The sequence below is a fragment of the Paraburkholderia phenoliruptrix genome (assembly GCF_902859825.1).
Taxonomy (GTDB): Bacteria; Pseudomonadota; Gammaproteobacteria; order Burkholderiales; family Burkholderiaceae; genus Paraburkholderia; species Paraburkholderia phenoliruptrix.
Genome location: NZ_CADIKB010000002.1, coordinates 366,702 through 391,602 on the forward strand (window position 1 = coordinate 366,702; position 24,901 = coordinate 391,602).

General features: G+C 64.8%; 17 protein-coding genes. 12 read left to right on the forward strand and 5 right to left on the reverse strand.

Going from position 1 to position 24,901, the window contains the following annotated elements; all coding sequences use genetic code 11:
• Nucleotides 1-29: 29 nt before the first annotated feature.
• Complete coding sequence (locus tag HV711_RS04425) at nt 30-1,652, forward strand: methyl-accepting chemotaxis protein (RefSeq protein WP_013591328.1); 1,623 nt, start codon at nt 30-32, stop codon at nt 1,650-1,652.
• A 121-nt stretch (nt 1,653-1,773) separates the two neighbouring features.
• On the opposite strand, the gene HV711_RS04430 is transcribed toward HV711_RS04425, so the two are convergent.
• Entirely contained in the window at nt 1,774-1,977 is a 204-nt protein-coding gene (locus HV711_RS04430) for a cold-shock protein (protein ID WP_006047528.1), read from the reverse strand.
• 239 nt (nt 1,978-2,216) lie between these two features.
• Nucleotides 2,217-3,326: an AGE family epimerase/isomerase gene (locus HV711_RS04435; protein ID WP_035484567.1), complete on the reverse strand. Its 1,110-nt coding sequence runs from the start codon at nt 3,324-3,326 to the stop codon at nt 2,217-2,219.
• Between the two features lie 340 nt (nt 3,327-3,666).
• On the opposite strand from HV711_RS04435, the gene HV711_RS04440 reads away from it, so the two are divergent.
• The 5 genes from HV711_RS04440 to HV711_RS04460 all read left to right on the forward strand — a co-directional run bounded on the left by HV711_RS04440 (nt 3,667) and on the right by HV711_RS04460 (nt 8,223).
• On the forward strand, nt 3,667-5,202 hold the full coding sequence (locus tag HV711_RS04440) for a hypothetical protein (RefSeq protein WP_035484566.1): 1,536 nt from the start codon (nt 3,667-3,669) through the stop codon (nt 5,200-5,202).
• Between the two features lie 381 nt (nt 5,203-5,583).
• Complete coding sequence (locus tag HV711_RS04445) at nt 5,584-5,742, forward strand: hypothetical protein (RefSeq protein WP_013342108.1); 159 nt, start codon at nt 5,584-5,586, stop codon at nt 5,740-5,742.
• A 424-nt stretch (nt 5,743-6,166) separates the two neighbouring features.
• Complete coding sequence (locus HV711_RS04450; protein ID WP_013591331.1) at nt 6,167-6,472, forward strand: hypothetical protein; 306 nt, start codon at nt 6,167-6,169, stop codon at nt 6,470-6,472.
• Nucleotides 6,473-6,624: 152 nt separating this feature from the next.
• Complete coding sequence (locus tag HV711_RS04455; protein ID WP_035484565.1) at nt 6,625-7,548, forward strand: 3-hydroxyacyl-CoA dehydrogenase family protein; 924 nt, start codon at nt 6,625-6,627, stop codon at nt 7,546-7,548.
• 63 nt (nt 7,549-7,611) lie between these two features.
• Complete coding sequence (locus tag HV711_RS04460) at nt 7,612-8,223, forward strand: flavin reductase family protein (protein WP_035484564.1); 612 nt, start codon at nt 7,612-7,614, stop codon at nt 8,221-8,223.
• 115 nt (nt 8,224-8,338) lie between these two features.
• Here the strand turns inward: HV711_RS04460 and HV711_RS04465 are convergent, their stop codons facing one another.
• Both HV711_RS04465 and HV711_RS04470 read right to left on the reverse strand, forming a co-directional pair.
• A complete protein-coding gene (locus tag HV711_RS04465) occupies nt 8,339-10,312 on the reverse strand; it encodes a methyl-accepting chemotaxis protein (protein ID WP_035484563.1) in 1,974 nt (657 codons plus the stop codon).
• Nucleotides 10,313-10,484: 172 nt separating this feature from the next.
• On the reverse strand, nt 10,485-12,809 hold the full coding sequence (locus HV711_RS04470) for a heavy metal translocating P-type ATPase (protein ID WP_244142649.1): 2,325 nt from the start codon (nt 12,807-12,809) through the stop codon (nt 10,485-10,487).
• A 277-nt stretch (nt 12,810-13,086) separates the two neighbouring features.
• Between HV711_RS04470 and HV711_RS04475 the strand changes: the two genes are divergently transcribed.
• Both HV711_RS04475 and HV711_RS04480 read left to right on the forward strand, forming a co-directional pair.
• Entirely contained in the window at nt 13,087-14,511 is a 1,425-nt protein-coding gene (locus tag HV711_RS04475; protein WP_035484561.1) for a DUF1254 domain-containing protein, read from the forward strand.
• Nucleotides 14,512-14,756: 245 nt separating this feature from the next.
• Entirely contained in the window at nt 14,757-18,599 is a 3,843-nt protein-coding gene (locus tag HV711_RS04480; protein ID WP_035484559.1) for a DUF748 domain-containing protein, read from the forward strand.
• Between the two features lie 73 nt (nt 18,600-18,672).
• Here the strand turns inward: HV711_RS04480 and pdxR are convergent, their stop codons facing one another.
• Nucleotides 18,673-20,199, reverse strand: a complete 1,527-nt coding sequence (pdxR, locus tag HV711_RS04485) for a MocR-like pyridoxine biosynthesis transcription factor PdxR (protein ID WP_014972711.1) — start codon at nt 20,197-20,199, stop codon at nt 18,673-18,675.
• A 130-nt stretch (nt 20,200-20,329) separates the two neighbouring features.
• Between pdxR and HV711_RS04490 the strand changes: the two genes are divergently transcribed.
• The 4 genes from HV711_RS04490 to HV711_RS04505 all read left to right on the forward strand — a co-directional run bounded on the left by HV711_RS04490 (nt 20,330) and on the right by HV711_RS04505 (nt 24,892).
• Nucleotides 20,330-21,442 carry an ABC transporter ATP-binding protein gene (locus tag HV711_RS04490; protein WP_035484557.1) on the forward strand — a complete coding sequence of 371 codons (1,113 nt, stop codon included), beginning with the start codon at nt 20,330-20,332 and terminating at the stop codon, nt 21,440-21,442.
• A 103-nt stretch (nt 21,443-21,545) separates the two neighbouring features.
• A complete protein-coding gene (locus HV711_RS04495; RefSeq protein ID WP_035484555.1) occupies nt 21,546-22,595 on the forward strand; it encodes an ABC transporter substrate-binding protein in 1,050 nt (349 codons plus the stop codon).
• 164 nt (nt 22,596-22,759) lie between these two features.
• On the forward strand, nt 22,760-24,037 hold the full coding sequence (locus HV711_RS04500; protein ID WP_028361696.1) for an ABC transporter permease: 1,278 nt from the start codon (nt 22,760-22,762) through the stop codon (nt 24,035-24,037).
• 15 nt (nt 24,038-24,052) lie between these two features.
• Entirely contained in the window at nt 24,053-24,892 is an 840-nt protein-coding gene (locus HV711_RS04505; protein WP_013591341.1) for an ABC transporter permease, read from the forward strand.
• Nucleotides 24,893-24,901: the final 9 nt, after the last annotated feature.

Below are 24,901 nucleotides of genomic sequence, written 5' to 3' on the forward strand. Positions count from 1 at the left end.
CCGTTATTCTTTGCCTTCAGGTGTTCACGATGTTCAGCAAGATCAAGGTCGCGTCCGGCCTATTGTGTGTCCTGGCCGCGTTCTGCGTTTTCCAGCTTGTCACGGTTGGTTTGGGTTTCTGGTCATTGACGCGCACCCACGACGACGTCGGCGACCTGTCGAATATCGCGCTCAGGCAAGTGAACGCCGTCAATGAGACAACGCAGCATTTGATGGACGCGCGCATCAACCTGTCGCGCGCCGGTACGCGGATGGTGCGCGGCGGCGCCGAGCCGACGGACATCGTCCAGCACGCCCGCGAGCAGCTTTCGGCGGCAGAGCAGTCGTTCAACGCCTTCGCGAGCGCGCCCAAGACGAGCGACGAAAACAGCGCCCGCGCGGCAGCGCTGGCCGAGCGCTACAAGAAGCTGCACGGCGCGCTCACCGAGCTCGCGCAGTTTCTCGACGGGAACAATATCCAGGCCTTTCTCGATCAGCCGACCCAGTCGTTCCAGGACGCCTATCTGACCGAGCTGCACAACTTCACGCAGTTCGGCAACGCGGCGAGCCGGGCGTCGCTGGATTCGATCGACACACGGATGGCGGCTTTCCGCGTCGTCAGCATTGTGATTCTGCTGGCGCTGGTTGGCGGCACGTTTGCCGTTCATCTTGCGCTGCGCCGCGGCGTGGTCGCGCCGCTGGAAGAGGCCGGCCGCCACTTCGAACGCATCGCGCAGGGGCGCCTGGATCAGCCGATCGCCGCGCGCGGTACCAACGAAATCGGCAGGCTGTTCTCGGGCTTGGCCAGAATGCAGGCCAGCGTCGCGCGCACGGTGCAGACGGTGCGCGAATCCGCTGACTCGATTCACCTTGGCGCCAATGAAATCGCGACCGGCAACGCCGATTTGTCCGCACGTACTGAGAATCAGGCGGCATCGCTCGAAGAAACGGCGTCGAGCATGGAGGAACTCACCGCCACGGTGCGTCAGAATGCCGACCATGCGCGTGAGGCGAATGCGCTCGCGGAGACTGCGCTGGAAGCGACGGCCCGCGGCAGCGAAGTCGTGGACAAGGTCGTCGACAAGATGCGCGGCATCGCGCAAAGCTCCGACAAGATCGCCGAAATCATTTCGGTGATCGACGGCATCGCGTTTCAGACCAACATCCTCGCGCTGAATGCGGCGGTCGAGGCGGCGCGCGCCGGCGAGCAGGGCCGCGGTTTCGCGGTCGTGGCCGGCGAGGTGCGCGGTCTCGCGCAGCGCAGCGCGCAATCGGCGAAGGAAATCAAGACGCTGATCAGCGAGTCGGTGGCCGAGATTCAGGGCGGTTCCGCGCTCGTCGAGCACGCCGGGGAGGCGATGAGCAACGTGTCCGCCTCGATTTCGCGCGTCACGCAGATGATGGCGGAGATCAGCGCGTCGTCGCTCGAGCAGAGCACGGGCATCGAGCAGGTCAACCAGGCCGTGGTTCAGATGGACGGGATGACGCAGCAGAACGCGGCACTCGTCGAAGAAGCGGCAGCAGCGGCGGCTTCTCTGCATCAACAGACGCAGCAGTTGAAGGAGGCGGTGTCCGTCTTCGAAATTTCGGAATCTGTGTTGCGCACACAACAGATGGGCGAAACTCTGCCTAAATCGGCGCAATTTGCGTTGTCGCGGATGCGCGCAATTTAAATGGTCTGAGCTTAAAAATCAGGCAGTCGAAAAAAGAAAATGGCCCGCAAAAGCGGGCCATTTTTGTATTCGACGCGAGCGCTTAAGCGCGCGTCAGCCTACCTGAGCGTACCGTGGGTACTTAGGCCGGCGTGATGTTCGCAGCTTGCTTGCCCTTCGGGCCTTGCTTCACTTCGAACGACACCTTCTGGTTTTCCTGCAGGGACTTGAAGCCGCTGCCTTGAACTTCCGAAAAGTGCGCGAACAGGTCTTCGCCGCCGTCGTCCGGCGTGATGAAGCCAAAGCCCTTTGCATCGTTAAACCACTTCACAGTACCTGTTGCCATTTTTGATCCAGTAAATATGTTGTGTATTGCATTCGCGACCGCTATTTCTCAACGCGAGATCGAGCGCGAAGTACGAGTTGTATCACGTCTTTATGACAGACGCCAATCAACCTGTATTCGGGTATTCCCCGGCTTTGGTCTTTTTCAGCCCCGCGAGCATCCAAAAAAGACAAACGGAGACCAGGGTTTACCATGGCGCAGCATTTTTCGTCTGGCTTCAGCGCAGGCGTGCTGAGGCGTCAGGCCGGCAAGGCGTCGAAGGCGGTGGCGAGGTGGTAAGGCGTGGTGGACGGCATGTCGGCGCGCGCCACGTCGCCGCTTGCAGTCTTGCATTCGAACCAGCCTTGCGGCCTCAGAAAGCGCTGCTGGAACAGTTCGATCTGCCGCGGCAAAACCGCGCGCACGGCGGATTCGTCGTGACTTGCGAGCGCGCGCAGATATTCTGTTTGCGCCCAGATGCGCTGAACCGGGTCCTTGATGTGTCCCGCTTCGTCGAGCGACGCGCAAACGCCGCCCGTGTGCGGATCCACGCCGTGGCGTTGGGCAAAGTCGAACGCGCGCGAGAGGTTTTCCGCCAGCTTCGAGCCTTCGAACAGCCCGCCCGCCTGCTTCGCCAGCCAGAACCATTCGAATTGATGGCCGGGCTCGAAGCGATTGTCGGGCGTGCCGACCGGCAATTCGGCGATACAACCCGACGGCGCATGCACGAAGTGACGCGCGACCGCGCCGGCGAGACGCCGCAGCGCGGCCTCGAATGCGTTGTCGCGCGTGGCTTCGCGGGCGGCGAGCCACGCTTCCGTCAGATGCATCAACGGGTTCTGGATGGGCGCGGCAGTCACCGTCGCGAAGTCGGCGCTGAGCGCGGCGTTAAAGAGATCGTCGGTGGCGGCAAAGCGCGACTGGATCAGGGCCGACGTGCGATGCACGATGTCGAGCGCGTCGCGATTACCGGTGCGCCGCCCGTATTCCGCACACGCGAAGACGACGAACGCGTGCGTGTACAGGTCTTTCGTCGTGTCGAGCGGAGCGCCGTGCGGGTCCACGCTGTAGAACCAGCCGCCGTGCTCCGTGTCCTGAAAAATGTGCGTGAGCGAATGAAACAGCGTCTGCGCGTGGGCTGCATCGCCGGCTTGCGAGAACACGAATAGTTGACGCGCGCACGCCATGGCCCGGTAGCGCTCGACGGGCGCCGGGCGATGGTCTTCCGCGCCGAGCGCCTCATAGGGCAAGCTGAGCGCGGCGTTGAAACCCGGCCCGCGCCACATGGGCAGGACGACGCCGTTGAAGTGATGGCGCAGCGCAGCGGCGAGCGCGACCGTTGCTGCGGCGTCAGAGTGGGTGCTGGGCATAGTCAGATTTCAAACGTGGTGATTCAAAGTGCCCGTGAAAGCAGGCGGGCCGGGTTCTGGCGGCAGTGCGGCTCGGCATCGTATCCCACGCGGAATCGGCCTGAGTGCCAGCAGCACGCGGCCTAGCATAAAGCAAACGAATGCCGGCCGGCGCTCAAAAGCGGCGGGGAAAACGCTTCAAATAATTTCAACAGACCACGCGTCCGGCTAAAACCGAAAATCGCGCCCGAATGGCTTCGGCGGCGGGGGGCGCCATGCGACAATGCGGTCTCGAAAAATTCCAATGGCATTTGACGAGCGGTGCCGGCGCCCGCTCCCGGCGACCACCGCTTTCTTCTCTATGGCAGATTCCGCAGTATCCAAGCAGTCCCGGCCTGGGCGCGCCGCTTCGAAAAAGCGTCGCGAGGCCACCGTCTCTACCGAAACCGAAAAAAAGCTGGCGCGCGCGGCGCGCTCGGCACAACGTCTCGCGCAACTGAGCGACGTCTCACGCGACGACAGCACACTCGACCTGTTCCCTGACGATCCCACCCGCGCCACGCTGGAAGCGATGAATATCGACATCCGCCAAGGCACGCTGCGCGGTTTCGAATTGCCCGATGTCGTGCTCGCGGCCGTGGGCGCGCTGGATGCGAGCGCGGAAGGCGCATCCCCGGACGCGAGAGCGGCGCGCCGCGCGCCGCGCGCCGCCACGGCCGAGGAGCCCGGCGCGACGCCCGCGCAACTGGGCGGATTGTTGGAGACGGGGCCGCCGGCGGCCGCCGGAGCGGATGCGTCACAGGCGTCGCTGATTGCCGATTCAGCTGCCGACGACAAAGCACCGGGTTCGCCGCTCACGCCTGCCATGGCGGCCGCGACGGTGGCGCGCAGCGTGACCGCACTGCGTCAGGCGGCGGAGCGGAGCACCGCGAGTGCGGATTCGGCGGCAACTGGTGTGTCGGGCGCCGACGGCAAGCGGTCGCAAGCGTTGGCTTCGAGCGAGGCAGAAGAATCGGCGACGGCGAGCCGCGTGGATGCGCCGGAGGCATCGGCGAGGGACGCGCGCAGCGCATTGGCCGCGCCCGGCGCTGAGCCCACGTTGCCGGGCGGGGCGGCTTCCTCCGCAGCGGCGGATGCACGCGCTGGCCGGAAGGGGGCACCGGCAAACCTGCGCGGATCGGGAGAAGTCGCGCGACCGTCCACGGGCGAAGCGGCGGCGCAGATGCCGACGTCTGAGACGGTGGACGCGGCGGGGCGAGCGGTGAGTGCATCGGCGGGCGAAATCCCGGCCTTGACGGCTGACGCGGCAGTGCCGCCGGCACGGCTATCCGCGAGCGCCTCAGCCGGCCAAACGTCGCCATCCGCGACGGCGGGCCCAGCAGGACAAGTTGTGAAGCCGTCCGCGAGTGCCGCGGCGGCCGAGACGTTGTCGTCCACCACGGCGCCCACAGCGCCGGAACTCGACCGCGCGCGTGCGACGGCCTTCGCGGACACCGTCGACGCGTTGTACGGCGTCATCGCCGACCAGCGTCGCGCCGCCAGCGACCATTCGCGCCGCATGAAATGGATGCTGTCGATCGTGGTCGGCGCACTGCTGATGACGGTCGCCATCGGCATCACGCAAACGCTGCTGCTCATGCGCCTCACGCGTGAGACCACAGCGCAGCAGCATCGTATGCAAGACATGATGCAAAACCAGCAGGCCGCGATGGCCAGTCTGCTCGACACCCAAATGGCGGTGGCCAATGCCGCCGCGGCCAGGGCCGCCGCGCCGGAGAGCGCTCCGGCCCCAACCAACCCGCAGCAAGCGGCTGCGGCGCCGGCATCTGCGAACGGCAAGCGCGCCGTCCGGGCGCAGCACAGTCATAAGCCGAAGACGGCCAACGCGCGCCAATAATCCGTTGGCAAAAACGCGTCGCTAAAACCTGCTCGCGCCGGCGCGACGCGGGCGCCACTCTCCGCCGGCCTGATCGTGTCGGTCATCAGCGCGCCGCTGGCGGCCACGGACCCTTCGGCGCAAGGCGCCGCCGCCACAGCGGCGCGGCTCCGGCCGCAAATCCCCGTCGACGACGCTCCAATCAGCCTAGGTGATCGCCCAAGTCTGGCGGTGCCAAAAAAAGGGACGTTGTCATGTTGCAACGCAATATCGCCGCTCATGGCTGTGCAACGAGGCGTCACGCAGTTAATGTTGCATTGCACTGGCATTTGCCTAGGGAAAACCCTATAATGTTTCTTAAGGGAAAACCCTAGCAATTGCAGCAACCAACCGGGAGTCGCCATGAGCTTCATCTTTGCATTGTTCCAAAAGGTCAGCGACCTCTTTGCGTCGCCCCACTTGCCGCTGGACACAGACTATTCGTACGCGGCGCGTGCGCGCGAAGCCGAGCGTCAGCGCAAGGCGCAAGCTACGCTTTTCGGCATCAAGCTGACGGACTAATAACACGCCGTTCTGCCCGCTCGCGACCATCGAGGCGGGCGCGCGCGCCGGTGCGCGCGTGTCATTCGAGCCACTGCACGTCAAAGCGCGCAGTGGCTTTTGTTCGTCTGGCGCTTGCGTCGATCTCGGGCCAGCTGCCTGTCGGCAATATTTCGCCGCCGAAATGGATGTAACGGCGGCTGACATCGTCTCATCGCGCCACATCCGCATTTCACCCCGCAACCCTTGACGCACGGGCGTTTCACGCGCCGAGGCGGCCGCCTCATCTGTCCCTTTGAGTGAAATCTGCGCTTACAAGTGCTCACGTCTTCATGCTGCCTGCGTCGCTAAAGTGGGTTTCAAGCGCACGGCGCCGTGCGCGAGCTGACGGTTTCGGCTCAGCAACGCGGCGCCGGCTCGATTCGAACATTGACGGGAGAGCACCATGAAAACGTTCAACAAGACCTCGCGAACTATCATTGCGGCCGTGCTGGCCGGCGGCACCATGCTGGCGGCGGGCGGCGCGTCCGCACAGGAGCGCATCGTCGTCGACCACGGCCCGGGGCCGGTGGTGTACGGCGAGCCGCATAGGGTGCCGGTGGGGGTGTCGATCAACATCGGCTGGCATGGCGATCGTTATTACGACGGCCACCGCTACTGGGATCATGACGAATGGATGCGCCATCATCCGCATGACTACGACCCGCGTCACCATGGCCGCGACGAGCATCGTCCGCCGCCGCGTTACTGATCGGCACCTTGACCCCCGCGCCGCTTTACGCGGTGCGAATCCAGCAGAGCCGGCTTTTCCGCCAGGAAGGCCGGCTTTGTTGCGTTCGGCATAGCGCTTGCGCGTGCTGCGCTATGCTTTGACGCTTTCATGATGTCAGCGAGGGAAACGGCGTGAGCAAGGCAGCGAAGGCAGTGATAGGCGTGGTGGGCACCGGGCTGATGGGCGTCGGCATTGCGACGCAAAGCGCGCTGCATGGATACCGGACGGTAGTCCATGACGTCGACCCGGCGCGCCTCGCGAGCGTCGCGCCGAAAGCGGAAGCGGTGCTGGACGAATTGATCGACGCCGGCCGGATCCACCCCGAGGCGAAGCAGGCAGCGCTCGCGCGCATCGAGACGCACACTGAACTGGACGTGATGCGCTCGGCGGATTTCGTCATCGAAGCGATTCCCGAGGTGCTGGAGCTGAAACATCGCCTGTACGAAAAGCTGACGGCGCTGCTCGCGGACCACGCCATTCTCGCCAGCAATACGAGCGGCTTTCCGCCGGATCAGCTGGTGGCGCCGCTGCGTGCGAAGGAGCGCTTCGTCATCGCGCATTTCTGGAATCCGCCTCACATGATTCCGCTTGTGGAAGTGGTGCCGGGCAGCGCGACCGCGCCCGACGTCACCGCAAAGACCGCGGATTTGATGAGCGCGATCGGCATGGAGCCGGTGGTTCTGGCGAAGGCGATTCCCGGATTTGTCGGCAACCGTCTGCAATTTGCGGTATTGCGCGAGGCGTTGAACATCGTGCGCTCCGGCGCGGCGACGCCGGATGTGGTCGACCGAGTCATGAAGGCGTCGCTCGGGCGCCGCTGGGGAATCGTCGGTCCGCTCGAAGCGGCGGACATGGGCGGCCTCGACACCTTCCTCGATATTTCGACGCACCTCATGCCGGAGCTCGCAAAAGACGAAGACGTGCTCGATCTGCTGCGCGAGCAGGTCGACGCGGGGCGTGTCGGTCTGCGCAGCGGCGCGGGATTCTATGAGTGGGACGAGGCGCATCTCGCGCAAGTGAGGGAGGGGCGCAAGCGGGTGATTGCGCGGAGATAGCCCCCAACGCCCCGCAAGACTCTGCGGTATAACTACCCGTCATCCACTCCATGCCTCATCGCAATGCCCCATTACTTCTACGACCCGCTTGCGGGCCACGGCCTGCCGCACGATCCGTTTAAAGCGATCGTCGCTCCGCGTCTGATCGGTTGGATCTCCTCGCGCGATACGGAAGGCACATTGAACCTCGCGCCTTACAGCTTCTTCGGCGCGTTCGCGAGCTTTCCGCCCATCATCGGCTTTTGCAGCGAGGGGCGCAAAGACAGCGTCTCCAACATCGAAGCCACCGGCGAGTTCGTCTGGAATCTGGCGACGAAGCCGCTTGCCGAGCAGATGAACCGCTCGTCAGCGCCGGTTGCGCCGCATGTCGACGAATTCGCGCTCGCGGGGCTCACCCCGGCGCCGGGGCGCAACGTGCAGGTGCCGCACGTCGCCGAAGCGCCGGCCGCGCTCGAATGCAAGCTGCTGCAGGTGGTGCGGCTGCATGATCTGAACGGCAAGCCGATGGACAACTATCTGTCGCTCGGACAGGTCGTCGGCGTGCATATCAACGAGGCTTACCTGAAAGACGGCCTGTTCGACACTCACGCCGCGCAGCCGATCATGCGCGCCGGTTATCGCGCGGATTACGCGGAAATCGGCGATATGTTCCAGATGTTCCGCCCGACAGCCTAGGGCCGGCGCCGCTGCAGAGACAGGACGCGGCGAGGCGGCTAAATCATGCGCCGGTCGCGCCCGCGAAAGCGCACGGCAGAGCCACAGCAGAACCGCGGCACGACCAGCGCGCCCCTTAACCCCGCGCGCTTTCCAGCTTGAACACGCTGACCACTTGCGCAAGACGCGCGGCGTGGTCGCGCAGTTCGGCGGCCGCCTCTTCCGCTTCGCCGACGATCGTCGCGTTTTGCTGCGTCGCTTCGCCGATTTGCGTGACGGCAAGATTGACCTGCTCGATGCCGCCCGACTGCTCGCGCGACGCGACGCTGATCTCGCCCATGATCGCGCGCACCTGGCCGACCTGCTGAACGATGCCCTGCATGGTCGTGCTGGCCTGCTCGGCGATCTGGAAGCCGCTTTGCACCGTCGCCGTCGATTCGGCGATGAGCCCTTCGATCTCCTTGACGGAAGCGGCGCTGCGCTGCGCGAGCGCGCGCACTTCCGAGGCGACCACCGCGAAGCCCTTGCCGTGCTCGCCTGCGCGGGCCGCCTCGACCGCCGCGTTGAGCGCAAGAATGTTGGTCTGGAACGCAATGCCCTCGATCACGCCCGTGATCTCCGCGATCTTCTGCGACGAGCGGCTGATGTCGCCCATCGTCGACACCACGCGTTCCACGGCGCGGCCGCCTTCGAGCGCCGCGTCGGCCGCGCGCGTGACGAGCGTGTTTGCCTGCGACGCGTGATCGGCATTCTGCTGCACCGTCGACGTGATCTGCTCCATGCTCGCCGCGGTTTCTTCCAGGCTGCTTGCCTGCGTCGCAATGCGCGAGGCGATGTTACCGCTGCCGGTCGCGATCTTTTCCGTGCCCTCCGACATATCCGTCGACGCGCTGCGCACCTGCGACACAATGCGCGCCAGACCTTCGCCGATGCCGTCGATCGAGCGCATCAGGCGGCCGATCTCGTCGTCGCGCCGGCTCGCGCTTTGGGCGACGCGCACGCTGAGGTCGCCCGAGGCGAAGCGCTCGGAGGCCTTGACCGCCTCGTCGAGCGGCTGGCTGACGAGGCGCCGCACCGCAAACAGGAACACGGCCGCGAACACGCCGACCAGCACGAAGCCTGCGATCAGGAAGTGATTGCGGGTCGCGTTGACCTGGGCCATCACTTCGTCGCGCGGCGCGACGCCTGCCACGAGCCATTGCCATTCCGGCACCGTGATAAACGACACGAACTTGTCGCGCGCGCCTTGTTCGCCGAGCGTGGCGTCGGCGGAACGGTACTCGAGCCGGCCTTCCTTCATGTCGAGCATGCGCTGATACGGCGCGTTCGCGTTGTCCGCGGCCTGGCCGGCGGCGGCCGGATGCACGATCAGCTTGCCGCGATCTGCGCCTTTCGACGCGTTCATCACAAAGTAATAGCCGCTCTCGCCGATCTTCAGCTTACGGATGCCGTCTTCGACTTGCTGGATTTCCGGGTCGACGTTCACGCCCACGAAGAGCGCGCCGATCACCCGGCCGCTCGCATCCGTCACCGGACGGTATTGCGTGATCCAGCGTTTGCCGAAAAGCGCCGCCAGTCCCGTGTAAGTCTTGTTGGCGATGAGGAGCGCATAGGCCGGCCCGTTGCGGTCGAGCAGCGTGCCGATTGCGCGCGAGCCGTCCTGTTTTTTGAGCGAAGTCGTGACGCGCACGAAGTCGTCGCCGGTGCGCGCGAAAATCGTCGCCACGGCGCCGCTGCGTTCGAGAAACTGGTCGGGAATACTGAAATCCATGTTCAGTACTTTGTCGCCGGCTTTGAACACGGGCGTGGCCACCCCGTTCACGTCGATTTTCTGCGTTTCGTCGAGCGTGTAGGTGGTCGGCAGAAAGCTCGCGAACAGCGACGTCGAGCGGTCAACTTCGGCGGACAGTGCCTTGTCGAACAACGTGATCATGGCAGCGATGGAGCGGTCTTTTTCGGCGATGCACTCGAATACCTGGTCGCTGACCTGCTTGCCGGCGCTGCGTGTCAGCGCCCACGTGAAGGAGGCGAAAATCAACGCCACCAGCACGCATGAAAGTACGGCGAGCCGCGCGCCGACGCTGGCACGGCGCAAAGAGAGAAATTCCATGGGCGTGTGCGGAGTAAGAGGGACGAGCGATGCCGGACGGGCGCACAGGCACCCTCCGGCATCGTGTCTTGTTTACGGCCGCAGCCACGCTTCCTTTAGAAAATTGGAAGCATTTCGTAATCATGGCGCATCCGCGGAGCGCGTCTTTGCACCTGCACAGTGCGCCCGGCGCTTACGGCTTCGCCTTCCAGGTGCGCAGCAACAGCGCGTTGGTGACCACGCTGACGCTGGAGAACGCCATGGCGGCGCCGGCCAGCATCGGATTGAGCAGGCCGAAGGCGGCAAGCGGAATGCCGATCAGGTTGTAGACGAAAGCCCAGAACAGGTTCTGCTGGATCTTGCGCCAGGTCCTGCGCGAAATGTCGATGGCGTCGGCCACGAGCGCCGGATCGCCGCGCATCAGCGTGATGCCGGCTGCGTGCATCGCGACGTCGGTGCCGGTCGCCATGGCAATGCCGATGTCGGCGGCGGCGAGCGCGGGCGCGTCGTTGATGCCGTCGCCGGCCATCGCGACAATGCCTGCGCTGCGGATTTTCAGATCGCGGATCACGCGAGCCTTGTCGTCCGGCAGCACCTGCGCATGAAATTCGTCGATGCCGAGCGCGCGCGCGACGCTCGCCGCGCTGCCCCGGTTGTCGCCGGTGACGAGCACGCTTGTCACGCCCATCGCCGCAAGGCGCGCGACCGCCGCGCGCGCGGTCGGTTTGACCGTGTCGCCGAACGCCATCAGCGCCAGAGCGACGGGGGTCGTGGAATCGCGTTGCATGAGCCAGGACACAGTGTTGCCGGCCGCCTCGAGTTCACGCGCGCGCGCCGCGATGTCCGGCGACAGGTCGATGCCGAGTTCCTCCAGCCAGCGTGTGCTGCCGAGCGCCAGCGTGCGCCCGCCGACCTCCGCTTCGACGCCGCGGCCGGCCACGGCACGCGCGGCGCTCGCCGTCAGAGCCTGGGGCGCGGTCGAGCCGTGCACAGCGGTTGCACCCGCGGCTGCGCCCGCTTCATACGCCTTCACGACAGCCCGCGCGAGCGGATGGTCGCTCTGCCGCTGCACGGCGGCCGCGAGCGCGAGCGCTTCGTCGCGGCCCATTTCGCCGACCGGCTCGAACGCCGTCACGGAAGGCTGACCGATTGTCAGCGTGCCGGTTTTGTCGAACGCCACCGTATTCACGCTATGCGCGGTTTCGAGCGCCTCGGCGTCCTTGATCAGCACGCCGTGCCGCGCCGCCACGCCGGTCCCGGCCATGATCGCCGCCGGCGTCGCCAGACCGAGCGCGCACGGGCAGGCAATCACCAGCACGGCGACCGCGTTGAGGATCGCGGTTTCGCCGCCGGCGCCCGCCAGCAGCCAGCCGATCAGCGTGAGCGCGGCAATCGCCAGAATGGCCGGCACGAAAATCTCACTGACGCGGTCCACGAGCCGCTGGATCGGCGCTTTCTCGGCCTGCGCGCTTTCCACGAGGCGAATGATCCGCGCAAGCGTCGTTTCCGCGCCAATGGCGGTGGTGGTCACGGCAATCGCGCCCTCGCCGTTGATGGAGCCGGCGGTCACGGCGTCGCCCGTCTGCCTCGCCACGGGCAGGCTTTCGCCGGTAATCAGCGATTCGTCGATGTGACTGCGGCCTTCCAGCACCGCGCCGTCCACGGGAACGCGTTCGCCGGGCCGCACGATCACGACCGTGCCGACCTTGACTTCGGCGAGGGGCACTTCCCGCTCGCCCGCACCCACGCGGATGCGCGCGCGGTCGGGGCGCAGCGCCTGGAGGGCGCGGATCGCGTCGGTCGTTTGACGCTTCGCGCGCGCCTCGAGCCATTTGCCGAAGCGCACGAGCGTGATGACGACCGCCGACGCTTCGAAGTACAGATGCATCGCGTCGTCCGGATGGCTCCCCAGTTGGTAGACGCTGATGCCATAGGCCGCCGAGGTGCCGAGCGCGACCAGCAGGTCCATGTTGCCCGCGCCGGCCCGCACGGCGCGATAAGCCGCCCGATAGAAGCGCGCGCCGAACACGAACTGCACGACGGAGGCGAGCGCGAATTGCAGCCACGCCGGCAGCATCGCGTGCACGCCGAACCATTCGGCCGCCATTGGCACGATGAGCGGCAGCGTCAGCAGCGCGCAGACCAGCACGGCCGCGAAGTCGCGGCGGGTTTCGGTGCGCTTGCGATCGGCGGCGGTGGGAGCGGCCGCCGAGGGCGCGCCGGCATCGCTCAGTTCCGGCGCGGCGTCAGGCGGCGCGACGGGCGCGGCTTCGTAGCCGGCTTTCTTGACGGCGGCGATCAGCGCGTCGACGCTGGTTGCCGCGTCGGTCAGATTGACGCTCGCGGTTTCCGTCGCGAGATTGACGGACGCCGCCGACACGCCCGGCACCTTCGCCAGCGCCTTTTCGACGCGCATTGCGCACGAGGCGCAGGTCATTCCGCCGATTTCAAGCTCGGTGGTGTGGCTCGGAGGGCCGCCGTCGGACCGCGCGGCAGGAGCAGTGGTAAGTTCAGTCATGATCTTCGAGGCTCGTGGCGGCATAGGGCCGCGTGATGAAGCCCAGTATCGACCTTCCCATGATGGGAAGGTCAAGAACCTGCTCGCGACGCGCCGGGCTTTGCAGCAACACGCTATTCGCGCCTTTGCGCTTGCCTGGCGGGCGCGGATACGATACAACGCGATGTTGTCGCCGAAGCGACGCGGACTGGCTGCGCAGGGTTTGGGAGACCGCGCGAGCACTGGTGCGCTCTCGCCGGCGCCTTTCTTTGGACCGCACGTTCCGCCCCCTGAACGAATGATAAAAAATCGTCGAGCAACGTTTACGAATTACTGGACCTGCGCATCGCTCGCAGGCCTCGCATTGTTGGCCGGTTGCGCGTCGACGCCGTCCACCTCGCAAAAATCCACCGGCTGGATCAAGGACGAAGTCGCCGATTCCTATGTTTTCGGCTATCCGCTCGTGCTGATGGGCGTCGCGCGCGACGCGGCGGTCGGCACCGAGCCCGGCCAGGCGCCGCTCAACACGCTGCGCCATGCGCAGGCGCTGCCGCCCATCGGCGCGTCCAATCCGATGCAGCCGAGCCTCGACACGCTGGACTCCACTGGCTGGCTCGACGTCGGCAGCGAACCGGTGATCGTCGCGTTGCCCGACTCGCGCGGCCGCTATGTCGACGCCCGCGTGCTCGATATGTGGACCAACGTGGTCTGGTCGACGGCGGACCAGTTCGCGACGCGCGCCAACGGCATCAAGGCGCAGGCTATCGCGTTCGTCGGACCGGGCTGGCAGGGCAACCTGCCGAAGAACGTCAAGCGCGTCGACGTGCCGACCCGCAACGCATGGGTGAGCGTGCGCATCCAGTCAAACGGCACGCGCGATCTCACGGCGGTTCGCAAGTTGCAGCGCGCGATTCGCGTCGCACCGCTTTCCGTCTATACCGGCGACACGCGCTCGGCGTCGGTTGTGCCGCCGCGCAGTAGTGCTGATCTGGCGGGCGGCGCGGTTGGCGCCTCGGGCACGCCTGCCGCGCAGGTCGTCGCGCTCGACGCGAACGGTTTCTTCAATCGGCTCGCGCAGGCGCTGACCGACAATCCGCCGGAACCCGCCGATCCTCACGCGCTGAAGATCCTGTCGGACCTCGGCGTGACGCCCGGCGAACCGGTGAAGCTGCCGAGTGCATCGGACGCCATCGCGGCGGGTCTCGCCGATGGTCACGAGCGCGTCGTCACGCCGCCGTCGAATCTGCTGACCGGCAATGGCTGGAGCTGGTTCGGCGACGGCGTCGGCAACTACGGTCCCGACTACGCGCTGCGCGCTTACGCCGCGTATGCGCAACCGGGCATCGGCACAAAAGACGACGAGGTTCGCGCGGTCGTCACTCAGGACAGCGACGGCCACGCGCTCAACGGCGCGAACCGGTACGTGATTCACTTCGCGCCGAATCAGTTGCCGCCGGTGCGCGGCTTCTGGTCGATCACCGCTTACACGAAAGACGGCGCGCTCGGTGAAAGCGCGCCGGCGCGCATTGCGGTGGGCGATCGTAACGGCGCGCGCCGTAATCGCGACGGATCCCTCGATGTCACCGTGTCGTCGACGCGCAGCCGAAGCGGCAACTGGTTGCCGGCGCCGCGCGCCGACCTGCAACTGGTGCTGCGTTTGTATGCGCCGAAGCCGCAAGCCACCGACGGCAGCTGGCAACCGCCGGCCGTCCTGCGTCAGTAAACGCTGGCGCTGCGCGAGTCGTCCGCGCGGATTGTGATGGCCTCGGAACACTCCGCACGATTCGACGCCCACATCACGCGTCCGTCACGACGTTGCAGTAAGCGACGGACGCGTGTCTCGACAGCGCGGGCGATTGTGTAAGCACGGCTTACATTTGTATCCCACGAAAGATTCACGACTTATACTGCCGCTTGCGGGATTTTCGTGTCGCGGCGGGCTTGCCGCCGCATTACCCAACACCGAGCATGGCAAGCATCAATAAAGCATCACTCGCGTCTTCCATGCAGACCATGCGCCACGTCGCGCAGTCGCGCCGCACACGTCGCGTTGTCACGGGTCTGCTGATCTTCATCGTATTGTTCGGTCTGCTGGGCTTTTTTGCGGCGCCGCCGTTGATTCGACACATTGCCGAACAACAGCTCAGCCAACAACTCGATCGGCCCGCCACCATTGCGCGCATCGCGCTTAATCCCTACACGCTGAAACTCGAAGCGGATCGGGTGCATATCGGCGAGCGCGGCGGTGCGGGCAGTTTCGTGGATATTGAACGGCTCATCGTGCAGCCGTCGTGGAGTTCGCTGTTTCGCGCGGCGCCGATTATCGACGAAATCCAGCTTGATTCACCGCGCTTTCATATTGTTCGCTACGACGCGCAGCGCTTTAATTTCACCGACCTGATCGAGAAGTTTTCGAAGCAACCCAGCACGCCGGACAGCAAGCCGACGCTTTTTTCGGTGTCGAACATTCGTCTGGAAAACGGCCAGATTACTTTCGACGACAAGCTGCTCGGTGCGAGCCATGTGATCGATCAATGGAAGCTCGGCATTCCGTTTATCGCGACCTTGCCGTCGAAAACCGATATTTTCGTGGAGCCGTTGCTGCGTGCGCGGATCGACGGCAGTCCGCTCGCCATCGACGGCAAGACCAAGCCGTTTGCCGCTTCGCGGGAGTCGGAAGTGTCGTTGCGCTTTGAAGGGCTCGACGTGCCGCGTCTCATCTCATACGTGCCGACCCGGCTGCCCGTGATCGTGCAGGCGGGCAAGCTCTCCACGGATCTGAAGCTCAACTTTGTGATGTCGAATGACGCGCCCACGCTGCGCGTTGCGGGCACGGTGGATCTGAACGACGTGGATGTGCAGGACGACAAGAGGGCGCCGTTTTTCGCGGCGCGCGCGGTGCACGTCGCGGCGCACACGCTCGAGCCGCTGAAGAGTCTCTACCATTTCGACGACATTCGTATCGACGCGCCCAGTGCGAACCTCGCGCGCGACAGAAACGGCGTGCTGAGCGTCGAGCGGATGTTCGCGCCAGCGCCGGCTGCCGGCAAGCCGGCAGTGGCGAATGCGGCAAGCTCGTCTGCGTCTGCTTCGGCCCCTGCTGCCGCGTCTGCGGCATCGGGTTCGCAGGCTGCGCATGAAAGCGCACAACAATCCGCACCGCCGCTCGACCTGTCGATCAAGCGCTTCGTGCTCAACGACGGCACCGTGAATGTGCGCGACGAAGCAGCGTCGCGTCCCGTCGACGCCGGCATGGAAAAGCTCGCCGTCACGCTCACTGATTTTTCGACGCTTGCCACGGCTCCCGCGCATTACACGCTCAGGACGGACTTCAAGCACAACGGCGGCTCGCTCGGCGCCGCGGGTGCGCTGAGCCTCGCCGCGAAAACCGCAAGTGCGAAGCTCGACCTCAAGTCGCTCAATCTGCCGCTGCTGCAGCCGTATCTGGACGCCGCCACCGCCGCGCAAATCACCGACGGCGCGCTTTCCGCGACGGCGAATATCGGCGCGAACTGGTCGAAGTCGCCGGCCGCGGTGATGATCGCGGATTCGCAGCTCGATCTGCACTCGCTGAAGCTGGCGCCGCGCGGCGCAAACCAGCCGGTCATCTCGCTCGCGCAAGGCAGCGTGAAGGTCAAGCAGGTCGACTTGAACGCGCGTACCGCCGATGTGGCGAGCGTCGACACGGCAGGCCTCGCCGTCGACGTGGAGCGGCTCAAAGACGGGAGCATCAATCTGACCTCGCTTGCCGGTCCGCACGAGGCCGAGCCGCAGCGCACCGCGATGCATGCCGCGAAGAAGGCGCAAGCCGAAGGCCCGGCATGGCACTACAAGATCGGCGAGTTGAACGTCAAGGACGGCACGGCCAATTTCACGGACAACACGACGGCGCAGCCGGTCAAGCTCGGCATTGCACCGCTGCAACTGAAAGTGCGGCAGATCAGCGACGACCTGAGCCGCCCGCTGCCCGTCGAACTGCAAGCCACACTGAACAGGAAGGGCACCCTTGATCTGAAGGGCGACGTCACGGCCACGCCACTCAAGGTGGCCGTCAAGGTGAACGCGAACCGGCTCGACGCGGCCGCGTTCGAACCGTACTTCGGCAGCAAGCTGAATGCGACGATCGCGAGCGCACTGCTGAACGGCAGCGGCGACCTTGCAGTGAGTGAGGCGAAGTCGCTGAAGGCGAGCTATCGCGGCGACGTTGCGCTGGTGGACGTGCGCATGCTCGACAAGGCCACCTCCGACCCGTTCGCCGGGTGGCGCTCGCTCGCGCTGTCCGGACTCAAAGCGGATTACGACGAGCGCGGCACCGCCGTGGACGCCGAGCGCGTCACCTTCACGAAGTTCTATGGACGCGTGCTGCTGAATGCGCAAGGCAAGCTCAATCTGAATGACGTGGTCGCCCATGAAAGCGGGGCGGCGCAGTCGCTGACGCGCGACAAGAACGCCAAAGGGGGCGCGGAGCCCGTGCCGCTGACGCCGTCCACGGCCTCGACCGTCGTTGCGGGCTCGGCACCTGTGGTGGCCTCGGCGTCCGCGCCGGCGCCCGCGTCGGCCGCTGCGGCCACCGCCACTGCCGCGCCGGCCACCGTGACTGCGGCCACGCCGCCGCAAAGCCCAGTCAAGCTGCATTTCGGCCAGCTGGTGCTGCAGCAAGGCCGCGTGACTTACACCGACAACTTCATCAAGCCGAACTTCACCGCGAACCTGGTCGGCATTCAGGGCACCGTGGGGGCGTTCGGCACGCAGTCCACCACGTCCGCGCCCGTCGACATTGCGGCGAAGCTGGCGGCCAATGGGCCGTTGTCGATTCGCGGCACCGTCAATCCGCTGATCGCGAAGCCGGCGCTCGATCTGACCGCGAGCGCGCATGACATCGAACTGACGAACCTCACGCCGTATTCCGCGAAATATGCAGGCTATCCGATCACCAAGGGCAAGCTGAACGTCGATCTTCACTACAAGCTCGAAAACGATCAGCTGAATGCGGATAACCATTTGTTCATCGATCAACTGACGTTCGGCGATCGCGTCGAAAACGACACGGCGACCAAGCTGCCTGTGTGGCTCGCCATTTCGCTCCTGAAAAATTCGCGCGGCGAAATCGACGTCAATCTGCCGGTGTCCGGCTCGCTGTCGAATCCGGAGTTCAGCATTGGCGGCCTCATCTGGCACGCAGTGCTCAATTTGCTGCAAAAAGCGGTGACCGCGCCGTTCTCGCTGATCGCCAACGCGTTCGGCGGCAGCGGCGAGGAGTTGGGTTACGTCGAATTCGAACCGGGTTCGGCGCAACTGACGGACGCCGACAGCAACAAGCTCGACACCATCGTGAAGGCGCTGAGCGCGAAGCCGTCCATCAGAATGGATCTGATCGGCCGCGTCGATCCGAAGCTCGACGAGCCCGCGCTGCGCGCGCTTTACGTGGACCGCCTCGTCAAGCAGCAGAAGATCAGGGACGTAGTGGGCAACGGCCAGAGCGTGGATCTCTCGAACATCACCGTGGACCCGAAGGAATACGACAAGTATCTGACGAAGGCCTACAAGGCCGCCGACTTCAAGAAGCCGCGCAATTTTGTCGGCCTGACCAAAAGCTTGCCCGACGACGAAATGAAGAGCGCGCTCGCCGCGAACGCGCCTATCGACGAAGCCAGCTTGCGGCAACTTGCCCAGCAGCGGGCGCAGAGCGTGCAGCAATACCTGGAAGGCAAGATCGACAGCAGCCGCGTGTTTATCGTCGCGCCGAAGCTCGACGCGGACGGCATCAAGGATAAAGGCGCGACCACTCGCGTCGATTTCGGGCTGAAGTGAGCCATGTCACGGCGCGGCGGTTGCTGGCCGCAGCCGTGCGCCAAGGCCTTGGCGCACGCGCCAGGGCCGCGCTTCAGGCGGCGCGCGTCGGCGTCCTGAGCGCGGTCTGCTCGATGACGCGGGCGAGCGTGTCGAACGCCGGTCCGATCCTGTCGTTCGGCACGCACGCATAGCCGAGCAGCAGGCCGCGCCGCGCGGGCGGATCGTTGCTGTAATAGCTCGCGAGCGGCCGCACGATCACGCCGGCTTCGAAGGCGGCCGCCGTCACTGCGCGGTCGTCCGCGTGGTCCGGCAGACCGAGCACCAGATGCAAGCCCGCTTCGTCGCCCATCACCGGCAGTTCGTTGCCGAAACGCGCGGTGATCGCGTCGATCAGAATCTGCCTGCGCTCGCCGTACAACGCGCGCATGCGCCGCACATGCGACGTAAGGTGGCCGTCCATGATGAAGTCGGTCATGACCGCCTGCTGCATCAACTGACCTTCGCGGTACAGCTCGGCGACGCCCGTGCGAAACGTGTCGACGAGGTGCTCGGGCGCGATCATGTAGCCCATGCGCAAGCCCGGAAAAAGCATCTTGCCGAGACTGCCCACGTAAATCACCTGGCCGGCGTCGTCCAGACCTTGCAGCGACGCGAGCGGCCGGCTGCCGTAGCGGAATTCGCTGTCGTAGTCGTCCTCGATGATCCACACGTTGTGCTGGCGCGCGTATTCGAGCAGCGTGCGGCGGCGCGCGAGACTCATCACCATGCCGAGCGGATATTGATGCGACGGCGTGACAAGCGCGAGACGCGGCGGCTTTTGCAAATCCTCCTCGCGCGGATTGAGGCCTTCGTCGTCGACGGGTACGGGCACCAGCGTGATGCCCGAGGATTGCAGCACGCTGCGCGCGCCCCAATAGCACGGCTCCTCCACCCATGCGCGGTCGCCGACGTCGGTCAGGAGGCGCACCGCCAGGTCGATGGATTGGTGAATACCCGTAGTGATGATGATCTGATCCGGCGTGCAGTTCACCGAACGCGCCACGCGCAGATAGTCCGACAACGCGCGGCGCAGCGGCCGGTAGCCGCCGCCGGGCGCATAGGTCAGCAGATCCGGATTCGCTTCCTTCCACAAACGCGCTTGCAGACGGCTCCAGGTGCGGGCCGGAAATTCGGCGACGTCGGGCACGCCCGGCATGAACGCGCCCCACTGTTTCGCGGAGACGCCGGCCTGGCCGATCAGGCGCCGCCCGCGGTTGGACAGGTCGTTCAGATCGCGCCGCGTTGCCTTGCCTTGCGCGCCGGCCACCGCGACAGCCGGCTTTCTGCGCGCGTTGACGGCGGCGGTGTCCGGCTGGGTATCGGCGACATACGTGCCGCTGCCCGTGGTCGAGAGCACATAGCCTTCCGCCGTCAACTGGTCGTATACATGTAGAACCGTATTGCGCGCGATGCCCAGGTCTTCGGCCAGCGTGCGCGAGCTGGGCAGCTTCGTGCCGGGCGGCAGCTGGCCGGCCAGAATGGCCTGCTGCATCAGCCGCAAAGTCTGCCGGTAGATCGGCTCCGCGGCCGCGCGATCGAGTCTGGCGGCCAGCCAATCCGACAAGATGATCGTGTCCAAGTGGTTCTATCCGGAATAATGAAATGGTTCCATATTGTAGAACCGTAACGGTCTATAGTGGGCCACGCAATTGATGCAAGCCCGCTGTGACGCAGCAGCAGCCGGCCCGACCGCAGAGGAGACTACGGCGATGAAAACCGATGAAGTGATCGTCAGCTTTCGAGGCGTGCGCAAGACGTACGACGGCGAAACGCTGGTCGTCAAGCAACTGGATCTGGACATCTATCAGGGTGAATTCCTGACGCTGCTCGGGCCGTCGGGTTCCGGCAAGACCACCTGCCTGATGATGCTGGCCGGCTTCGAATTTCCCACCGGCGGCGAGATCTGGCTCGACGGCACGCTGCTCAATACCGTGCCGCCGCATAAGCGCAACATCGGCATGGTGTTTCAGAACTACGCGCTGTTTCCGCATCTCACGGTCGAGCAGAACGTCGCCTATCCGCTGACCGTGCGCAAGGTCTCCGCCGAAGAGCGCGCGCACCGCACCCACAACGCATTGAAGATGGTGCGCATGGAGAGCTTCGCGAAGCGTTATCCGGCGCAGCTGTCGGGCGGCCAGCAGCAGCGCATTGCGCTTGCACGGGCGCTCGTGTTCGAGCCGAAGCTCGTGTTGATGGACGAGCCACTCGGCGCGCTCGACAAGCAGTTGCGCGAACACATGCAGTACGAACTGAAGTCGCTGCACGAGAAGCTCGGCGTGACCTTTGTCTACGTCACGCACGATCAGGGCGAGGCGCTGACCATGTCGGACCGCGTTGCCGTATTCGACAAGGGCATCGTGCAGCAGCTCGATACCGTGGACAGTCTGTACGAATCGCCTTGCAACGAGTTCGTGGCGAACTTCATTGGCGACAGCAACAAGCTGCGCGGCACGATAGCGAACGTGAACGGCGAGTATTGCGAGTTTCATCTGGCCGACGGCACGCGGCTGACCGGCCGCAACATCGGCGGCGCGCGGGCGGGAACGCCGGCCATTGCCTGCATCCGGCCGGAACGCATGAAGCTCGCGGCGGGCGTCAACGGCAACGGCGCGGCACGGCCGGGCGCCAATGCACTGGCCGGCGAGGCGCGCGGGCTTATCTATTTCGGCGATCACGTGCGCATGCGCTGCGGTTTGCCGCAGCAGGACGAGTGCTTCGTCAAGGTGCCGCTCGGCACCGACGCGCTCGAATCCTTCACGCCTGGCGCGCCGGTGGCGCTCGAGTTCGCGCCCGAGCATCTGCGGGTATTCGCGGGGGCGTAAAGGCGCAAAACGCGCGCATGATTGCAGGGGCCGGAGCAGTAAGCAGCACATAACAACTCGCATGACGGATGCTTGAAACCACCACCAAGGAGAGCAACACACCATGAGCAAGATCGGGAAATCGCGCTGCGCCATCGCTGTCGGTGCTGTGGCGCTCGCGCTGGGCGCGGCGCAGGTCAATGCAGCCGAACTGACGGTCGTCAACTTCGGCGGCGCCAACGGGGACGCGCAAAAGGCAGCCTTCAACCAGCCGTTCGAGCAGCAAACCGGCAACAAGGTGACGGCGGTCGAGTACAACGGCGAGCAGGCCAAGGTCAAGGCGATGGTCGAGGCCAAGCATGTGAACTGGGACGTGGTGGAAGTGGAGTCGGGCGATATTGGCCGTGGCTGCGACGAAGGGCTGTATGAAAAGCTCGACTGGTCGAAGATCGCCAAGAAGTCGGACCTGATTCCCGAGGCACCGCAAACTTGCGGCGTGGGCTTTTTCGTGTGGTCGACGGCGCTTGCGTATAACGCCGACAAGCTGAAAACCGCGCCGTCCGGCTGGGCCGATTTCTGGGACGTCAAGAAGATTCCGGGCAAGCGTGCGATGCGCAAGGGCGCGCGCTACAACCTCGAGTTCGCGCTGATGGCCGACGGCGTCGCGCCGAAGGACGTCTACAAGGTGCTGGCGACGAAGGAAGGCCAGGACCGCGCGTTCAAGAAGCTCGACGAGCTGAAGCCGAACATCCAGTGGTGGGAAGCGGGCGCGCAGCCGCCGCAGTTCCTCGTGGCGGGCGACGTGGTGATGTCGACGGCTTATAACGGCCGCATCGACGCCGCGCAAAAGGAAGGCAAGAACCTGAAGGTCGTATGGAACGGCAGCATTTACGACCTCGATTATTGGGCGATTCCGAAGGGCTCGCCGAACAAGGCGCTGGCCGAGAAGTACATCGCTTATACGCTTTCGTCGAAGCCGCAGCAGGATTATGCGCATCACATTGCATATGGCCCGGTGAATGTGGCGGCCATCAAGGCGCTCGACGCGAAGACGCTGGCGAATCTGCCGAACTCGCCGGCCAACGGCAAGAATGCGGTGCTGCAGAACCTGTCGTTCTGGACCGACCATGGCGATGAGCTGGAACAGCGGTTTTCGTCGTGGGCTTCGAAGTAGGGGTTTGGGTTGGGATGGGAGTGATGCGCCAGAGCGCTGACTCCCATCGACAGCTTTGCATGGGACCGGAGTAAGAGCTTTGCATGGGACCGGAGTAACGCGCTGAAGCGCGAACTCCGGATCGACAGCTAAAGCGCTAACTCTGGTCGACAAGGAGAACGGGTGTGACTACGATGACGATCGCCGCCGATTCCACGCCGGAATCATCCGGCCGGCTCAAGCGCGAACTGAAGGCCGCGGAAGCCAGAAAGCGCGCCATGGCGCTCCTGCTGATCGCGCCGCTGGCGATTTTTCTGCTGCTCATCTTCGTCGTGCCGATCGGCGCGTTGCTCACGCGCGCGGCGCAGAACCCCGAGGTGGTGAACGCACTGCCGCATACCTTGAGCGCTTTGAGCGCGTGGGACCGCAAGTCGCCGCCGCCCGATGCCGCCTACGCCGCGTTGGCCACCGACCTGACCGCCATCGCCGACAGCGACGGCATGGGCGCGCTCGCGCGCCGTCTCAATGTGGAAATTCCCGGTTATCGTTCGCTCGTCGCCAAGTCGGCGCGCGCCATGCCTTTCGTCGACGACAACAGCAAGCCGCTGCAACTGACGCCCGCGCAGATCCACGCGAAATTCGCCGAACTCGACGAACGCTGGAATGACATTGCGTACTGGCAAGCCATCGCCAAAAACGGCAGCCCCTATTCGCCGTTCTATCTGCTCGCTTCGCTCGATCACAAGCAGGACGCGTTCGGCCACATCATTCCGACCGATCCCGACCAGCAGATCTATCTCGCCGTGTTCAGCCGCACCTTCGTGATCGGCGCGGCCGTCACGTTGTTCGCGCTGCTGCTCGGCTACCCGCTTGCTTACTGGATTTCTACGTTGTCCGAACGTCGCGCGAATCTGGTGATGATTCTCGTGCTGATTCCGTTCTGGACGTCGATCCTCGTGCGCGTCGCCGCATGGATCGTGATCTTGCAAAGCGAAGGCCTCGTGAACAAGGCGCTGATCGGCAGCGGCCTGCTGCACGATCCGCTCGCGCTGCTCTTTAACCGCACCGGCGTCTACATTTCGATGACGCACATCCTGCTGCCCTTCATGATTCTGCCGCTGTACAGCGTGATGAAGTCGATTCCGCCCACCTATCAGCGCGCAGCGGTTTCGCTCGGCAGCCATCCATTCGCCGCGTTCTGGCGCGTGTACGTGCCGCAGACCTATCCGGGCATCGGCGCGGGCGCGTTGCTGGTGTTCATTCTGGCGATCGGCTACTACATCACGCCCGCGTTGCTCGGCGGCCCGAACGACCAGATGGTCAGCTACTACGTCGCGTACTTCACCAACGTGACAATCAACTGGGGCATGGCTTGCGCGCTCGGCGCCCTGCTGCTGGCCGCCACGCTCGTGCTGTATGTGATTTACGGACGCTTCACGCGTTCGTCGCTGAGCCTCGGCTGAACGGAGTCTGCCGACATGAAACTTGCCAAGCCCCTCTTTGCGCCGCACACGTCTCTCGTGGAGCGCGTGTGGTACTTCGCGCTGCGCGCGCTCGCCGTGCTCACGCTGCTGTATCTGATCCTGCCCGTGCTGGCGATCGTGCCGCTGTCGTTCTCGTCGAGCACTTTTCTCGTGTATCCGATTCCTGGCTGGTCTTTGCGCTGGTATCAGAATCTGATTGCGTCTGATGAGTGGCGGATGGCGGCTAAGAATAGCTTCATCGTCGCGCCGTCCGCGACGGTGGTCGCCACCGTGTTGGGCACGCTGGCCGCGATCGGCCTCACCAAGGCCAACTTCCGCGGTAAGGGTTTGCTCATGGCAATCCTCATTTCGCCGATGATCGTGCCCGTTGTCGTGGTCGGCGTCGGCATGTATCTGTTCTTCGCGCCGCTCGGACTAGCCAATACGTATATCGGGCTGATTCTCGCGCATGCGTCGCTGGGCGTGCCGTTTGTCGTGACGACCGTGGCCGCGACCTTGCAGGGTTTCAACTACAACCTCGTGCGCGCCAGTTTGTCGCTGGGCGCGAATCCGGTGACGACGTTCTTCCGCATCACGCTGCCGGTTATCGCGCCGGGGGTGATCTCGGGCGCGCTGTTCGCCTTTGCGACCTCGTTCGATGAAGTCGTCGTGACGCTTTTCCTGGCGGGCGCCGACCAGACCACGCTGCCGCGCCAGATGTTCACCGGCATTCGCGAAAACATCAGCCCGACCATTGCGGCGCTGGCGACGATCCTGATTGTTTTCTCGACATGTCTGCTACTGGCGCTGGAATGGCTTCGTGGCCGCAATGCGGCGCGGGCCGTCAGGGCTTAAGCATGCGTC

What these genes read in the sequence shown, in the direction of transcription:
- HV711_RS04425 (WP_013591328.1), top strand. Translation starts at nt 30, where the DNA reads ATGTTCAGCAAGATCAAGGTCGCGTCCGGCCTATTGTGTGTCCTGGCC.
- HV711_RS04430 (WP_006047528.1), bottom strand. Translation starts at nt 1,977, where the DNA reads ATGGCAACAGGTACTGTGAAGTGGTTTAACGATGCAAAGGGCTTTGGC.
- HV711_RS04435 (WP_035484567.1), bottom strand. Translation starts at nt 3,326, where the DNA reads ATGCCCAGCACCCACTCTGACGCCGCAGCAACGGTCGCGCTCGCCGCT.
- HV711_RS04440 (WP_035484566.1), top strand. Translation starts at nt 3,667, where the DNA reads ATGGCAGATTCCGCAGTATCCAAGCAGTCCCGGCCTGGGCGCGCCGCT.
- HV711_RS04445 (WP_013342108.1), top strand. Translation starts at nt 5,584, where the DNA reads ATGAGCTTCATCTTTGCATTGTTCCAAAAGGTCAGCGACCTCTTTGCG.
- HV711_RS04450 (WP_013591331.1), top strand. Translation starts at nt 6,167, where the DNA reads ATGAAAACGTTCAACAAGACCTCGCGAACTATCATTGCGGCCGTGCTG.
- HV711_RS04460 (WP_035484564.1), top strand. Translation starts at nt 7,612, where the DNA reads ATGCCCCATTACTTCTACGACCCGCTTGCGGGCCACGGCCTGCCGCAC.
- HV711_RS04465 (WP_035484563.1), bottom strand. Translation starts at nt 10,312, where the DNA reads ATGGAATTTCTCTCTTTGCGCCGTGCCAGCGTCGGCGCGCGGCTCGCC.
- HV711_RS04470 (WP_244142649.1), bottom strand. Translation starts at nt 12,809, where the DNA reads ATGACTGAACTTACCACTGCTCCTGCCGCGCGGTCCGACGGCGGCCCT.
- HV711_RS04475 (WP_035484561.1), top strand. Translation starts at nt 13,087, where the DNA reads ATGATAAAAAATCGTCGAGCAACGTTTACGAATTACTGGACCTGCGCA.
- HV711_RS04480 (WP_035484559.1), top strand. Translation starts at nt 14,757, where the DNA reads ATGGCAAGCATCAATAAAGCATCACTCGCGTCTTCCATGCAGACCATG.
- HV711_RS04490 (WP_035484557.1), top strand. Translation starts at nt 20,330, where the DNA reads ATGAAAACCGATGAAGTGATCGTCAGCTTTCGAGGCGTGCGCAAGACG.
- HV711_RS04495 (WP_035484555.1), top strand. Translation starts at nt 21,546, where the DNA reads ATGAGCAAGATCGGGAAATCGCGCTGCGCCATCGCTGTCGGTGCTGTG.
- HV711_RS04505 (WP_013591341.1), top strand. Translation starts at nt 24,053, where the DNA reads ATGAAACTTGCCAAGCCCCTCTTTGCGCCGCACACGTCTCTCGTGGAG.